The following is a 14,677-nucleotide window of genomic DNA, read 5'->3' as shown; positions in this document are numbered from 1 at the left end:
TGGTCGCGGGTTACAATTGGTATTCAAGTACGTATGCCGAGGGGTACCCGTGGATTTCGCATTCACCGAAGAGCAGTTGATGATCCAGGACGTCGCGCGCCGGATCGCCCAGGAAAAGATCGCGCCCAGCGCGGAGCACCACGACAGGACCGGCGAGTTCCCGCTGGACAACATCCGCCTGCTGGGCGAGAACGGCCTGATGGGTATCGAGGTGCCGGCCGAGTACGGCGGGGCGGGCATGGATCCTATCGCCTACGTGCTGGCGATGATCGAGATCGCCGCAGGCGATGCGGCCCATTCGACCATCATGTCGGTCAACAATTCGCTGTTCTGCAACGGCATCCTGAAGTTCGGTACCGAGGAGCAGAAGCAGACCTGCGTGCGCGCCATCGCCGAAGGCCGCGAGATCGGCGCGTTCGCGCTGACCGAGCCGCAGTCGGGTTCCGATGCCACCGCGATGCGTTGCCGCGCGGTGAAGCAGGCCGATGGCAGCTTCGTCATCAATGGCAAGAAGAGCTGGATCACCTCCGGCCCCGTGGCCAAGTACATCGTGCTGTTCGCGATGAGCGAACCCGACAAGGGCGCGCGCGGCATCACGGCCTTCCTGATCGATACCGCCAAGGCCGGTTTCCACCGCGGCAAGACCGAGCCCAAGCTCGGCATCCGTGCCTCGGCCACCTGCGAGATCGAGTTCACCGACTACGTGGCTACGGCGGACGATGTGCTGGGCAAGGAAGGCGAGGGCTTCAAGATCGCCATGGGCGTGCTGGATGCCGGCCGCATCGGCATCGCGTCCCAGGCCATCGGCATCGCCCGCGCCGCTTACGAGGCCACCATCGCCTACGTGAAGGAGCGCAAGGCGTTCGGCGCGCCGATCGGCACGTTCCAGATGACCCAGGCCAAGATCGCCGACATGAAGTGCAAGCTGGACGCGGCCACGCTTCTGACGCTGCGCGCGGCGTGGGTGAAGGGCCAGGACCAGCGTTTCAGCAACGAGGCGGCGATCGCCAAGCTGACCGCGTCCGAGGCCGCCATGTGGATCACCCACCAGGCCCTGCAGATCCATGGTGGCATGGGCTATTCCAAGGAAATGCCGATCGAGCGCTACTTCCGCGATGCCAAGATCACCGAGATCTACGAAGGCACCAGCGAGATCCAGCGCCTGGTCATCGCCCGCAATGAGACCGGCCTGCGCTGAATCCAGCGCCTCCGGAAAACGAGCGCCGCCTACGGGCGGCGTTTTTTTTTCCGCAGATCCGTGAGCGAGGCCACATCGCGACCCCCATCTTTGGTCATGGGACGGGGCGGGGCGGGTTGGGTAGAGTGTCCGAATGCGGGGGTCTGTCCTCCGTATCCTTCCTGGAGACCCCGATGCGCAAAACCCTGATTGCCTGTGCCCTCGCACTTGCCCTGACCGCTTGCGACCGCGTCGCCACGCCGGAGACCGGCGCTGCCGGCGCCCCCGCCGTCGCTGCGTCCGCCGCCGACATCGCCGCCGAGAGCCAGCGGCTGAATGCCTGGTTCGAGACGAAGTACGAGGAACAGTTGAAGTTCAGCCCGATCCAGCTGACCTTCCAGGGTCGCAAGGACCTGTACGACCAGGTGGACGACATGTCCGAACAGTCGCAGCGCGATCAGGTGGCCTGGGCCAAGGCCAGCGTCGAGGAGATGGAGAAGACCTTCGACTACGCCAAGCTCGACGATGAGGCCAAGTTCTCCTACGACCTGTGGAAGCTCCAGTACGAAAACGCGAGGGACGGACTGGCCTTCCTGCAGGACGGCTACGCCTTCGACCAGATGAATGGTGCCCAGGGTTTCTGGCCGACCTTCCTGATCAGTTTCCACAAGGTCGACGAGGAAGCGGACTACACCGCCTACATCGCCCGCCTGAAGGCGACCAGCCGCGCCTTCGACCAGTTGCTGGAGCGGGCGCGCGCATCGGCCGGGCAGGGTATCCGTCCGCCCAAGTTCGCCTATGAAGGCGTGATGGAGCAGGCCAGGAAGGTCATCGCCGGTGCGCCGTTCTCGACCGGCAAGGATTCCGCGATCTGGGCTGACGCGCAGGCCAAGGCCGATGCGCTGGTCAAGGCCGGCAAGATCGATGCCGCCCGCGCCACCGCGCTGAAGGACGAGGCGCGCAAGGCGTTGCTGGAGCAGTTCAAGCCTGCGTACGACCGCCTGATCGCGTGGAGCGAGGAGGAGCTTCCGAAGGCTGCCGTCAACGCCACCGGCGTGGGCGCGACGCATCCGAACGGCAAGGCGTACTACGAGTACCAGCTGCGCCAGATGACCACCACCGGCATGACCGCGGACGAGATCCATGCGCTGGGACTGAAGGAGGTGGAGCGCATCAAGGGCGAGATGACGGCGCTGAAGGACAAGGTGGGCTTCAAGGGTGATCTGGATGCCTTCTTCGCCTTCATCGACAGCGATGCGCAGTTCAAGTACCCCAATACCGACGCCGGCCGTCAGGCCTATATCGATGACGCCACGGCGGCCATCGACAACATCAAGAAGGTGCTCCCGGACTACTTCGGCCTGCTGCCGAAGGCCGACCTGGTGGTCAAGCGCGTGGAGCCGTTCCGTGAGCAGGACGGCGCCGCCCAGCACTACTACCCGGGTACGCCGGATGGTTCGCGCCCGGGCGTGTACTACGCGCATCTGTCGGACATGGGCGCGATGCCCAAGCCCGAGCTGGAGGTGATCGCCTACCACGAGGGCCTGCCGGGCCACCACATGCAGATCGCCATCGCGCAGGAGCTGACCGGCGTACCGAAGTTCCGCACGCAGTACGGCGTCACCGCGTATGCGGAAGGCTGGGGTCTGTATTCGGAATGGCTGGCGAAGGAAATGCCGGGAACCTACAAGGACCCGTACTCCGAGTTCGGTCGCCTGAGTTCCGAGATGTGGCGCGCGATCCGCCTGGTGGTGGATACCGGCCTGCATGCCAAGGGCTGGACCGAGCAGCAGGCGGTGGAATACTTCGATGCCAACAGCGCGGTGCCGCGGGCGGCGATCGAGTCCGAAGTGAAGCGCTACCTGATCATGCCGGGGCAGGCCACGGCCTACAAGATCGGCATGATCAAGATCCAGGACCTGCGCAGGAAGGCGGAAACCGAACTCGGCGACAAGTTCGACATCAAGGGATTCCACGACACCGTGCTCGGCGGGGGCGCGCTTCCGCTGACGTTGCTGGAGCGTCGCGTTGATCAGTGGATCGCGAAGCAGAAGGCGGCCAAGCCGGCCTGATCATCGATCTCCAGTGATACCGAGAACCCCGGCGTTGCGCCGGGGTTCTTGTTTTCGGACTCAGTGCGCCTTGGTCAGCAGGTCGAGGTTTGCCGGCAGCCACGCATCCAATGCGGTCGGCGACCGGCCGGTGAGCTGGCGGTAGTCGTCCGTGACCTCGCCGAGATCGCCGGCAGCGGTCGCGGCGTCGAACGAGGCGAACACGTCGGCCAGCACCGGCGGAAAGCCGTGCGCTTTCAGGCCTTCGATCAACTTCTCTGGCGTGATGTCGACGACGGCAAGCGGCTTGCCGATGAGTGCCGAGGCGCGCGCGGCGACGTCGCGCGCCGACCACGCCTGTTCACCGGTCAAGGTGAGGATCTGGTTCGACGTATCCTCGGATGACAGTGCTACCGCCGCGGCGTGCGCCAGATCTTCGCGCGCGATGTAGGCGATGCGTCCTTCGCCCGCCGCCGTCGCCCACTCTCCGGATGCCAAGGCGCCCGGCAGGGAATAGGCCAGGTTCTCGAAGTACCAGGCGTTGCGCAGTACCGTCCAGCCGAGGGACGAGGCGGACAATGCCTGCTCGGTGCCCCAGTGGTCGGGCGCGAATGACACGTGCGATGTGGCGGCCGACGGCAGCGAGGTATAGACGACATGCCCGACGCCCACGTCCGCAGCGGCCTTCACGGCGGCGCGGTGCTGGGCGAGGCGCTTGCCCGGTTCCATCAAGGCATCGGTGCTGACGAGCAGCAGCCGGTCGGCCCCGGCGAAGGCGGCCGCCAGCGTGGCCGGCTGGTCGAAATCGGCGGCACGCACGGTCACGCCGCGCGCAGCCAGGCCCGCCAGCGATTCCGGAGTGCGACTGGTGACGATGAGCCGGTCGGCAGGAATCTGCAGCGTATCCAGAAGATGGCGGACGACGGCGCTGCCCAGCTGTCCGGAAGCGCCGGTGACCAGCAGGGTGGGGGCGGGGGCGTTCATGACAGGCTCCTGTTTTGGTAACGGAAAGGATGTTGGTTACGATATGGTAGTAAAGGCTGCCGCCCCCACAAGCAGGGAGCGTGAAGTAACCGGGTTACCAGTCAGTAACCATGCCCCGGAGTCGGACCATGACCCTGCATCGCCAATCGCTGATCCTCGTCGAAAACTGCCCTATCCGCGATGTGCTGGACCGGCTGGGCGACCGTTGGACGGTCCTGGTCCTGCACGAGCTGTCGGCGGGGACGCTGCGCTTTTCCGAGATCCGCAAGCGCATCGCCGACATCTCGCCGCGCATGCTGGCCCAGACGCTGCGGCACCTGGAACAGGACGGGTTGGTCAGCCGCGAGGTATTCCCGACGGTGCCGCCGCGCGTGGATTACGCGCTGACGTCACTGGGGCTGTCGTTCTTCGAGCGGGTGGAGATGCTGGCGCAGTGGGCTTCGGACCATCACGATGAGGTGCGTGCGGCGCGCAGGGCGTACGTGGCGCCGGCGACCAACGCGCCCAAGTAACCCTCTGTAGGAGGGGCTTCAGCCCCGATCGTGTACCTGTCTCGTCGGCTGTCGGGGCTGAAGCCCCTCCTACAAGAAAGCCCCGGCATGGCCGGGGCTTTTCTTCATTCCATCGACTGCATGCCTGGTCAATGCCCGTGCACGGGCTCAGCATCCACTGATGGCGACGCGTCATCCGCATCTTTGCGGTCGTGCGCATGGTCGCGGGCCAGGTACAGGTAGAACGCCGGCAGCACGAACAGGGTGAACAACGTACCGATGGTCATGCCCGAGGCGATCACCACGCCCATCGAGAAGCGCGACGCCGCACCTGGGCCGCTGGCGATCAGCAGCGGGATCATCGCGAACACGAGCGCGGCGGTGGTCATCAGCACCGGGCGCAGGCGGATGGCGGCCGCTTCCTCGATCGCTTCGCGCTTGGACAGGCCTCGCTCGATCTGCAGCTTGTTGGCGAACTCCACGATCAGGATGCCGTGCTTGGAGATCACGCCGACCAGCGTCACCAGACCCACCTGGGTGTAGATGTTGATGCTCATGCCGGGGAAGGCTTCGATCTGCATCATGCCCAGGATGCCGCTGAGGATCGCCAGCACGTTCACCGTCAACAGCGCGCCGCAGATCGCCATCGGCACGGTCAACAGCATGATCAGCGCATCGCGGAAGCTCTCGAACTGCGCCGCCAGCACCAGGAAGATCACGATCAGCGCCAGTGCCAGCGTGACCAGCATCGCCGCGCCTTCTTGCTTGTACTGTCGCGACTCGCCCGCGTAGTCCACCGAGTATCCCTGTGGCAGCACTTCCTTCGCGGCCTGCTCCAGGATGGCCAGCGCCTCGCCCTTGCTCACGCCGGGGCGCGGGGCGAAGGTGATGGACACCGCGTTGAGCTGCTGGAACCGCTTCAGCGATTGCGGCTGCGCGCTTTCCTTCAGCGTGACCAGGGTCGACAGCGGAATCAGTTCGCCGTCGCGGGTGCGCGTGTAGTAGTTCTCCAGGTCGCTGGCATTGAGGCGATCGCTGCGCTGCACCTGCGGGATCACCAGGTACGAGCGGTTCTGCATCGCGAAGCGGTTGGTATAGCCGCCGGACAGCATCGCCGCCATGTCGGCCGCCAGCGTGCGCATGTCGATGCCCAGGCTGGCCGCCTTGTCGCGGTCGATGTTGACCTCGATGCGCGGCTTGTCGATCTTCAGGTCCTTGTCCAGGAAGATGAAGCGCTTGCTCTCCATCGCCTTCATCAGGATCTGGTCGGCCAGTTCCGCCAACTGGCTCAGGTCGCCCACGCCCCCGATGACGAACTCGCCACCACCACCATCGCCGCCCGCGCTGGGCAGGGAGGGCGGGACCAGGGCGAAGATGTTCAGGCCGCTGACCTGGCTCATCTTGGGCTGCAGTTCCTGCTGCAGCACCGCGTTGGTCGAACGATCACGCTCGCTCCAGGGCTTCAGCACGAATCCGGCCATTGCCATCGGGCTGGCACCGCCGCCGCTGCCGCCGAAGCCGCCGTTGAACAGGAAGTAGTCCTGCACTTCCGGCACGCCCTTGGCGATGGCGGTCACTTCCTCGGTGTAGCGCTCGACATAGTCCAGCGTGGAGTAGGGGTCCGCGCTGGCGACGGAGAAGATGAAGCCTTCGTCCTCCAGCGGCGCCGGCTCCTTGGGCGCGGTCATGTACAGGAACACGCACGACACCAGCACCAGGATGCCGAACACGCCGATCACCGACTTGGTTTCCATCGTGCCGTGCAGGCGGCGCTGGTAGCCGGCATTGATCTTCTCGAAGCGCTCGTCCAGCCACTTTTCGAGCTTGCCCTTGCCGCCTTCGCTGTGCGGCTTGAGGATCTTGGCGCACATCATCGGGGTCAGCGTCAGCGCGATGACACCGGACAGCAGCACCGAACCGGCCAGGGTGAAGGCGAACTCGGTGAACAGCACCCCGGTCATGCCGCCCTGGAAGCCGATCGGCAGGTACACCGCCACCAGCGTGGTGGTCATCGCCACGACCGGCCAGGCCAGTTCGCGTGCGCCCTTGATCGCCGCCTCGTACGGCGACATGCCTTCCTCGATGTGGCGGTGGATGTTCTCCAGCACGATGATCGCGTCATCCACCACGATGCCGATCGCCAGCACCATCGCCAGCAGGGTCAGCAGGTTGATGGTGAAACCCATCAGCAGCATCAGGAACAGCGCGCCCACCAGCGACAACGGCACCGTCACCGCGGGAATCAGCACACTGCGCAGCGAGCCCAGGAACAGGAAGATCACCACGATCACGATGATCACCGCTTCCACGATGGTGCTGACGACCTCGTCGATGGCATCCTGGATCTGCTCGGTACTGTCGTAGGGGATCGTGGCCTTGATGCCTTCCGGCAGCTGGGGGACGATCTCGTTGTCCCACAGCGTGCGCACGTCCTTGATGACGTCCAGCGAGTTCGCGTCCGGCGACACGAAGATGCCCATGAACGTGGCGGCTTCGCCGTTGATGCGGACCGACGTGCCGTAGCTCTCCGAGCCCAGCTGCACGTCCGCCACGTCGCCCAGGCGGACGATGGCGCCGTTCTGCTCGCGGATGATCAGCTGGCGGAACTCGTCGGCATTGCGCAGGTCGGTGCGCGCGGTCATGTCGATGGCGACCATCTGTCCCTTCGTCGAGCCGACCGCGGCCAGCACGTTGTTGGACGACAGCGCCGTGGCCACGTCGCTGGCGGTCACCTGCAGGGCCGTCATGCGGTCAGGCTTCAACCATACGCGCATGGCGAACGTGCCGGCGCCGAGGATGTCGGCACGCTGCACGCCCGAGACCGTCACCAGCTTGGGCTGCACCACGCGGGTCAGGTAGTCGGTGATCTGGTTGTTGTCCAGGGTCTCGCTGGCGAAGGACACGTACATCGCCGCGATCTGCTGGCCCTGTTGCAGGTCGATCACCGGATCCTCGGATTCCGGCGGCAGCTGGCCGCGCATCTTGTTGACCTTGGCGGCGATCTGCGTGAGTGCCTCGTTCGGATCCTGGTCCAGCTTGATGTAGGCCTGGATCAGGCTGACACCGGCCGAACTGGTCGAACTCAGGTACTCGATGCCTTCGGCACTCGCCACCTCGCGTTCCAGCGGCGTGGTGATGAATCCCTGGATCAGGTCGGCGTCGGCACCGTAGTAGGTGGTGCTGATGTTCACCACGGCGTTGCGCAGCTCGGGATACTGGCGCACGTTCAACTCGGTGAACGAGCGCAGGCCGAACAGCAGGATGAACAGGCTGACGACGATCGCCAGCACCGGTTTGTTGATGAAGATGTCGGTGAATTTCATGCCGTCGCTCCGTCAACGGTTTTCGGGCTTGGGCTGGGCCTCGGTCACCGGCTGCACCTTGTTGTTCACCACCACTTCGGCGTCATTGCGCAGCTTCAGCAGGCCACTGGTGGCCACGCGTTCGCCGGGCTTCAGCCCTTCGGTGACGGCGATCAGGTCGCCGCGGGTGGTCCCCGTCTTCACGAAGCGCTGGCGTACCACCAGCTTCTTGCCGGTCAGCGGCTTGCCCTGCATGTCCTTCTCGCCTTCGGCGCGCTGGACTTCCTGGATCACGTACACCGCGTTGCCGTAGGGGTTGAAGCTGATCGCGGTCTGCGGCACCACCACCACCTTGCGGCTGTCGCCGGTATCGAAGCCCACGTGCGCGAATGCGCCGGGTCGCAGGTTGTATTCGGGATTGGCCAGCGTCGCCTGCACCTTGAAGTTGCGCGTGGCCGGGTCGACCTGCGGTTCCACCGCCGTGACTTCGCCTTCGAACACCTGGCCGGGCAGGGCGTCGACGGTGGCACGGATCTTCGCCCCCGGCAGCATCTGGCCCACGCGCTGCTCGGGCAGGGTGAAGTCGAGGTAGATGGGGTCCAGTGCCTGCAGGCTGACAATGGCATCGCCCGGCGTGAGGTACTGGCCCAGGTTGACCCTGCGGATGCCGAGCACGCCGTCGAACGGGGCGCGGATGGTCTTCTGCGCGATCAGGGCGCGCTGGGCTTCTACCTGTGCGTGCGATGTGGCGGCCACGGTGGCGCGCTCTTCGGCCTCGGCCTGCGAGACCAGCTTGTCGCGCGCCAGGGCCTGCCAGCGGTCGCGCTGCACCGCTGCCAGCCTGGCGGAGGCTTCGAGCGATTTCATCACGGCCAGTTCGTTGGCGGTATTGAGCTGGGCCAGCACAGTGCCGGCCTTGACCGGCTTGCCGACGTCGATGGACAGGCTGCGCACCACGCCCCCGGCTTCTGTGGTCACGTCGGTGCCGTTGATGGCCACGAACGTACCGACCGCCTGCTGGGCGTCGACCCATTCCTCCTGCTTGGCGGTCCAGTCGGTCACCGCCGCGGCCGGCTGCGGCATGTTGTCGAAGAAATCGTTCATGCCCTTGCCCATGATCGCCTTGACGGCGAACACGCCTCCGAAGATCACCACGACGGCGATCAGCATCAGGATCATGCGGCGGGTGGTGGAGGGCGTTTTCCTTGCGTGCGGATCTTTCCGTGTCATGGAGGGGTCTTCGTCAAGTCGGGGGAAGTCGTCAGGTCGACGAACGAGCGATGGCGCGATCGACATGATCAGGCGCGCGATTATCACGGATCGAGACCGGCGCACATAGTGCAGGAGGGCATGGCGCGTGGTCGGGCGCTGGCCAGCACGCTTGTCCGTGGCCCCGGAGGCCCGGGATGGAGCGGCTTCGCGGACAGCAGGGCGAGCTCCGTGCCCGCGATGGGGTGGCCCGCAAAAGGAAAGCCCCGGCATGGCCGGGGCTTTCTGCACCTCCACCCGTCTCAGCGTGAGGCGGGGTTTTCCTGCTCCAGCAGGTACTCCTTCGAGGGCTCGTCCATCTTGTCGCCCAGCATGCGCCGCACCGCGATGAAGAACACCGGGATCAGCAGCAGGCCCAGGAACGTGGCGAAGAACATGCCGCCGATGACACCGGTGCCGATCGCATGGCGCGCGTTGGCGCCGGCGCCGGTCGAGATCGCCATCGGTACCACGCCCATGATGAAGGCGAACGAGGTCATCAGGATCGGCCGGAAGCGCAGGTGCGAGGCCGAGATCACCGCTTCGCGCAGCGTCTTGCCCTGCTTGCGCTCCATCACCGCGAACTCGACGATCAGGATCGCGTTCTTCGCCGCCAGGCCGATGATGGTGATCAGGCCGATCTTGAAGAACAGATCGTTGGACAGGCCGCGCAGCAGCGTGAACGCGAGCGCGCCCAGGGCGCCCAGCGGGACCACCAGCAGCACCGCCACCGGGATGGACCAGCTCTCATACAGCGCCGCCAGGCACAGGAATACCACCACCAGCGACAGCACCATCAGCAGGGTGGCGCTGTTGCCGGCCAGGATCTCCTGGTAGGACATGCCGCTCCAGTCGTAACCGAAGCCTTGCGGCAACTGGTCGGTGACGATGTTCTCCATCGTGGTCATCGCCTGCCCGGACGAACCGCCCGGCGCCGCGGAACCGTTGATGTTCACCGCCGAATACCCGTTGTAGCGCGACAGCGAAGGAGGCACGGAAGCCCACTGCGACTGCACCACGTTGGACAGCGGGATCATCGCGCGACCGCCGCTGGCGTCGGTCTGCTGGCTGCTCGGCGTGTAGATGCGCGAAAGCGAATCGGCGCCGGTGCGGTAGGCGGCGTCGGCGCGCATGTTCACGCGCTTGATGCGGCCTTCGTAGAAGAAGTCGTTGACGTACACCGGCGCCAGCATCAGCTGGATGCCGTTGTAGATGTCGCTGACCGACAGCCCCATTGCCTGCGCCTGCACGCGGTCCACATGCAGCTGCAGCTGCGGCGCGTTCTCCAGCGTGTTGGGACGCACCGCCATCAAACTCGAGTCCTGCGCCGCCGCGCCCAGCAACTGGTTGCGGGCGGCCATCAGCGCCTCCTCGCCCAGGCCCGCGCGGTCCTGCAGCCACATGTCGAAGCCGCCGAACTGGCCCAGGCCCTGGATGGTCGGCAGGTTCACCACGAAGATCTGCGCACCCTTGATCCCGTACAGGCGCTGGTTGGCCTGCTGGATGAACTCCGGCACGGTCACGTCGCGGTCGTCCCAGGCCTTGAGCCGGATGAAGGCCATGCCGACGTTCTCGCCGCGGCCGACGAAACTGAAGCCCGCGATCTCCATCACGCCTTCGAACCCGTCCATCTGCTGCAGCGTGCCACGCACCTGGTTGAACACCTGCTTGGTGTTCTGCAGGGTGTTGCCCGGCGGCAACTGCACGATAGCCAGGGCATAGCCCTGGTCTTCCTCGGGCACGAAGCTGCTCGGCAGGCGCGTGAACAGGAAGCCGCACAGCACGGTCAGCAGGGCGAACACCACCATCCAGCGCGGCGCATGCTTGATGGCCGAGCCGATGTGGCCCACGTAGGTCTTCTCGACCTTGCCGTAGTACTTCTCGAAGACGCGGAAGACGATGTTCTTCTTCTCGTGGCTGTCGTGTTCGTGCTGCTTCAGGAAGGTGGCGCAGAGCGCCGGCGTGAAGCCCAGCGCCAGGAAGGCCGAGAAGGCCATCGAGATGGCGATGGTCAAGGCGAACTGCTTGTAGATCTCGCCCGAGGCGCCACCCTGCAGCGCGGACGGGATGAACACCGCCGCCAGCACCACGGTGATCGCGATCACCGCGCCGGTGATCTGGTCCATGGCCTTGATCGTGGCTTCCCGCGGCGGCAGTTTTTCCTCCGCCATGATGCGTTCGACGTTCTCGATCACCACGATGGCGTCGTCCACCACGATGCCGATGGCGAGCACCATCGCGAACATCGTCAGCTGGTTGATCGTGAAGCCGATCAGGCTCAGGCCCCAGAACGTGCCGAGCAGCGCGACCGGGATGACCAGGGTGGGGATGATGGTGGCGCGGAAGTTCTGCAGGAACACCAGCATCACCAGGAACACCAGGATGACGGCTTCGATCAGCGTCTTGACCACTTCCTCGATGGAAATCTTCACGAAGGTGGTGGTGTCGTACGGCGAGAACCAGCTGACGCCCGACGGGAAGCTGGGCTGGAGCTCATCCAGCTTGGCGCGCACGGCCTCGGCCACGTTCAGCGCGTTGGCACCGGGCAGCAGCTGCACCGCGAAGGCACCGACCGGCTTGCCGTTGTACTGCGTGTCGAAGCCATAGCCCTGTGCGCCGAACTCCACGCGCGCGACGTCCTTCAGGCGCACGGTGGAGCCGTCGCTGTTGGCGCGCAGGATGATCTGCTCGAACTGCTCCGGCGAGTTGAAGCGGCCCTCCGCCGACACCGTGGCGGTGAAGGCCTGGCCCTCGGGAGCCGGGTCCGCACCGATGGAGCCCGCGGCGAACTGCACGTTCTGGCCGCGCACGGCGGCCAGGACTTCGGTGGCCGACAGGTTGTAGCCCTGCAGCTTGCCCGGGTCCAGCCACAGGTTCATGGCGTACTCGGAGCCGAAGTGCTGTGTGCTGCCGACGCCGGGCACGCGCGAGATCTGGTCCAGCACGCGCGAGGCGATGATGTCGTTCAGGCGATTGCGGTCGATGCTGGGGTTGTCGGACTGCAGGCCCACCACCATCAGGAAGCCGGCGTTGGCCTTGGCCACCACCACGCCCTGGGCCGTGACTTCGCTGGGCAGTCGCGGCGTGGCCAGCGACACCTTGTTCTGCACCTGCACCTGGGCGATGTCCGCGTCGGTGCCGGTTTCGAAGGTCAGCGTGATCGAGGCCTGGCCGGAGGAACTGGAACTCGAACTGAAGTACAGCAGGTTGTCGATGCCGGTCAGCTGCTGCTCGATCACCTGGGTGACCGACCGTTCGGTGGTCTGGGCACTGGCGCCGGGGTAGGTCGCGCTGACCGTTACCTGCGGCGGCGCGATGGAAGGATAGGATTCGACGCCGAGGTTGAGGATCGCGATCACGCCGGCGAGCGAGATCAGGATCGACACGACCCAGGCGAAGATCGGGTGGTTGATGAAGAACTTGGGCATGGGGGAGGGTCCTTCTTACTCGGCCTTGCCTTGCGCCGGGGCGGCCTTGGCCTGCGCAGCCTTGGCGGCAGCGGCCTGCTCGGCGGTGATGCCCTTGGCGGGCGCGCCTTCCTTGACCTTCTGCAGTCCCTCGACGATCACCTGGTCGCCGGCGGCCAGGCCGTCGGTGATGAGCCAGTCATTGCCGACGGCCTGCTGCGTGGTCACGTTCTTGCGCACGACGTTGCCATCCTTGCCGACGATCATCGCGTAAGCGCTGACGGTGTCGCGCTGGATCGCGCTCTGCGGGATCAGGAAGGCGCCCTTCTGTTCGCCCAGCGTGGCACGCAGCGTGACGAAGGTGCCCGGCAGCAGGGTGCGGTCCGGGTTGGGGACGGTGGCGCGCAGGGAGACGCTGCCGGTGGCGGGGTCGACGACGGTGTCGGAGAAGTCCAGCGTACCGGTCTGGTCGATGGCCTGCCCGTTAGGCAGGAGGACCTGCACCGTGCGCTGGCCTTCGGCGGCCAGTTGCACCTGGCCTGCGCCCTGCGCCTGGCGCAATGTCTGCAACTCGCTCGAGCTCATCGAGAAGTTCGCATACAGCGGATCGATCTGGTCGATGGTGGTCAGCAGCGTGGCATCGCCCTGGCCGACCAGGGCGCCCTCGGTGACCTGCTGCTTGCCCGCGCGGCCGGAGATCGGCGCGGTGACGCTGGCGTAGCCCAGGTTGATGCGCGCGGTCTGCACGTTGGCACGGGCCTGCTGCACGGCAGCGGCGGCGCTGCGTTCGGCGGCTTCCGCGTTGTCCAGGTCGGACCTGGAGACGAACTTCTGCGGCGCCAGCTGGCGCGCACGATCAGCGGCCGCCTTCGAATTCGCGTAGGTGGCCTGGGCCGACGCGAGATTGGCCTGCGCGGCGCTCAACGAAGCCTGCAGCGGGGCGGGATCGATCAGGAAGAGGGTCTGGCCTTCCTTCACGTCGCTGCCTTCCTGGTACACGCGCTTCTGCACCACGCCCGCCACGCGGGCGCGGACATCGGAGCTGCGGAACGGCGACAGGCGACCCACCAGCTCGCGCTCCAGCGGCACGTCCTTGGGCGTCGCACTCATCACCACCACTTCGGGTGGGGGCATCTGCTGCTGTTCGGGCTTGCTGCACGCGGCCAGGGCCGCGAACAGGGCGCTGGCCAGTACCAGGGAACGGATGGGGGCGGTCATGGGGAAGCTCCGTTTCTTTTTCTTGATGTCGGGGAAGGGGTAGGCAGGGATCGCAGGCGCCGGCCGGGCACGGCAGGCGCGGGACTTTCGTGGTCTGGCGTGGCGGGAGCGAAGGCGCGCAGGAAGGCATCGACCGCAAACCCGGCCCAACGGCCGCGTGCTTTCGCGCTGGCGCGATGCGGCACGCCGAAATGCTGCCTGTCGAAATCGAGTCCCGTCATCATGCTGAGCAGCAGCTCCGCGGCGTAGTGCGGGTCGTCATGCCTCAGCCTGCCCTGGTCCATCGCGTGCTGCAGCCAGGCGGCAAGGCGCTGCACGAGAGTATCGCAGGCGTCACTGTAGAGCGCCTGCGCTTCCTGGGGAAATTGGTGCGCTTCTGCCATCAGCAGCCGGCGCGTGGCGACCACCGAGGGATCGCACAGGCGCCGCAGGTGTTCTTCGGCGAAGGCCAGCAGCGCCTGGCGCGGGTCTTCGACCGCGGGCGACAGGCGGGCCGTGGCGGGTTCCTGGTGTTCGGCGATCACGCTGCGCAGCAGTTCCTGCTTGCTGCCGAAGTGCGCGTACAGCGTCTGCTTCGAACAGCCCGCGCGTGCGGCCACGGCGTCCATGCTGATGCGGAAGCCCTGCTCGGCCATGAGCTCGCGCACAGCGTCGTGGACACGGCTGCGACGCTGATCGAGCGCGGGAGTGGTGGCGGGTTGCATGCGGGCTAGACTATACCGTCCAGTTTAGAATTACGACAGCCTTGTATTTGTGGCATTTCCGTGCACAAAGAGGCCGCTCGCCCGGTAAAGACCGC

9 protein-coding genes are annotated in these 14,677 nt (G+C 65.9%); 3 read left to right on the top strand and 6 right to left on the bottom strand.

Annotated features, from left to right (window positions below):
• The first annotated feature begins 49 nt into the window (after positions 1–49).
• Positions 50–1,198 carry an acyl-CoA dehydrogenase family protein gene (locus ACIPRS_RS00585; protein WP_192201078.1) on the top strand — a complete coding sequence of 383 codons (1,149 nt, stop codon included), beginning with the start codon at positions 50–52 and terminating at the stop codon, positions 1,196–1,198.
• A 173-nt stretch (positions 1,199–1,371) separates the two neighbouring features.
• On the top strand, positions 1,372–3,249 hold the full coding sequence (locus ACIPRS_RS00580; protein WP_446537158.1) for a DUF885 domain-containing protein: 1,878 nt from the start codon (positions 1,372–1,374) through the stop codon (positions 3,247–3,249).
• Between the two features lie 60 nt (positions 3,250–3,309).
• Here ACIPRS_RS00580 and ACIPRS_RS00575 read toward each other — a convergent pair whose 3' ends face one another.
• Positions 3,310–4,212, bottom strand: coding sequence for an SDR family oxidoreductase (locus ACIPRS_RS00575; protein WP_446537157.1), 903 nt, complete (start codon positions 4,210–4,212; stop codon positions 3,310–3,312).
• A gap of 128 nt (positions 4,213–4,340) precedes the next feature.
• Between ACIPRS_RS00575 and ACIPRS_RS00570 the strand changes: the two genes are divergently transcribed.
• Positions 4,341–4,724: a winged helix-turn-helix transcriptional regulator gene (locus ACIPRS_RS00570; RefSeq protein ID WP_337729864.1), complete on the top strand. Its 384-nt coding sequence runs from the start codon at positions 4,341–4,343 to the stop codon at positions 4,722–4,724.
• A 128-nt stretch (positions 4,725–4,852) separates the two neighbouring features.
• Here ACIPRS_RS00570 and ACIPRS_RS00565 read toward each other — a convergent pair whose 3' ends face one another.
• The 5 genes from ACIPRS_RS00565 to ACIPRS_RS00545 form a co-directional block, all read right to left on the bottom strand.
• The gene (locus tag ACIPRS_RS00565; RefSeq protein WP_337729863.1) at positions 4,853–8,026 is read right to left on the bottom strand and encodes an efflux RND transporter permease subunit; all 3,174 of its coding nucleotides are present in this window, start codon (positions 8,024–8,026) and stop codon (positions 4,853–4,855) included.
• A gap of 12 nt (positions 8,027–8,038) precedes the next feature.
• Positions 8,039–9,235 (bottom strand): efflux RND transporter periplasmic adaptor subunit, encoded by a 1,197-nt coding sequence (locus ACIPRS_RS00560; protein WP_446537156.1) that lies wholly within the window; start codon positions 9,233–9,235, stop codon positions 8,039–8,041.
• Positions 9,236–9,516: 281 nt separating this feature from the next.
• A complete protein-coding gene (locus tag ACIPRS_RS00555; RefSeq protein WP_337729861.1) occupies positions 9,517–12,681 on the bottom strand; it encodes a multidrug efflux RND transporter permease subunit in 3,165 nt (1,054 codons plus the stop codon).
• Between the two features lie 15 nt (positions 12,682–12,696).
• Complete coding sequence (locus tag ACIPRS_RS00550; protein WP_337729860.1) at positions 12,697–13,878, bottom strand: efflux RND transporter periplasmic adaptor subunit; 1,182 nt, start codon at positions 13,876–13,878, stop codon at positions 12,697–12,699.
• Positions 13,875–14,582, bottom strand: a complete 708-nt coding sequence (locus ACIPRS_RS00545; RefSeq protein ID WP_446537155.1) for a TetR/AcrR family transcriptional regulator — start codon at positions 14,580–14,582, stop codon at positions 13,875–13,877. The genes ACIPRS_RS00550 and ACIPRS_RS00545 overlap by 4 nt, the downstream gene beginning before the upstream one ends.
• Positions 14,583–14,677: the final 95 nt, after the last annotated feature.

It is taken from the genome of Pseudoxanthomonas sp. LARHCG66 (assembly GCF_052871755.1).
The sequence above is the reverse complement of the archived record's forward strand: the minus strand, read 5'-3'. Positions and strand labels throughout refer to the sequence as shown.

Bases quoted from the DNA above. Each gene is read 5' to 3' on its own strand.
- ACIPRS_RS00580 (WP_446537158.1), top strand. From the start codon at position 1,372: ATGCGCAAAACCCTGATTGCCTGTGCCCTCGCACTTGCCCTGACCGCT.
- ACIPRS_RS00575 (WP_446537157.1), bottom strand. From the start codon at position 4,212: ATGAACGCCCCCGCCCCCACCCTGCTGGTCACCGGCGCTTCCGGACAG.
- ACIPRS_RS00570 (WP_337729864.1), top strand. From the start codon at position 4,341: ATGACCCTGCATCGCCAATCGCTGATCCTCGTCGAAAACTGCCCTATC.
- ACIPRS_RS00565 (WP_337729863.1), bottom strand. From the start codon at position 8,026: ATGAAATTCACCGACATCTTCATCAACAAACCGGTGCTGGCGATCGTC.
- ACIPRS_RS00560 (WP_446537156.1), bottom strand. From the start codon at position 9,235: ATGACACGGAAAGATCCGCACGCAAGGAAAACGCCCTCCACCACCCGC.
- ACIPRS_RS00555 (WP_337729861.1), bottom strand. From the start codon at position 12,681: ATGCCCAAGTTCTTCATCAACCACCCGATCTTCGCCTGGGTCGTGTCG.
- ACIPRS_RS00550 (WP_337729860.1), bottom strand. From the start codon at position 13,878: ATGACCGCCCCCATCCGTTCCCTGGTACTGGCCAGCGCCCTGTTCGCG.
- ACIPRS_RS00545 (WP_446537155.1), bottom strand. From the start codon at position 14,582: ATGCAACCCGCCACCACTCCCGCGCTCGATCAGCGTCGCAGCCGTGTC.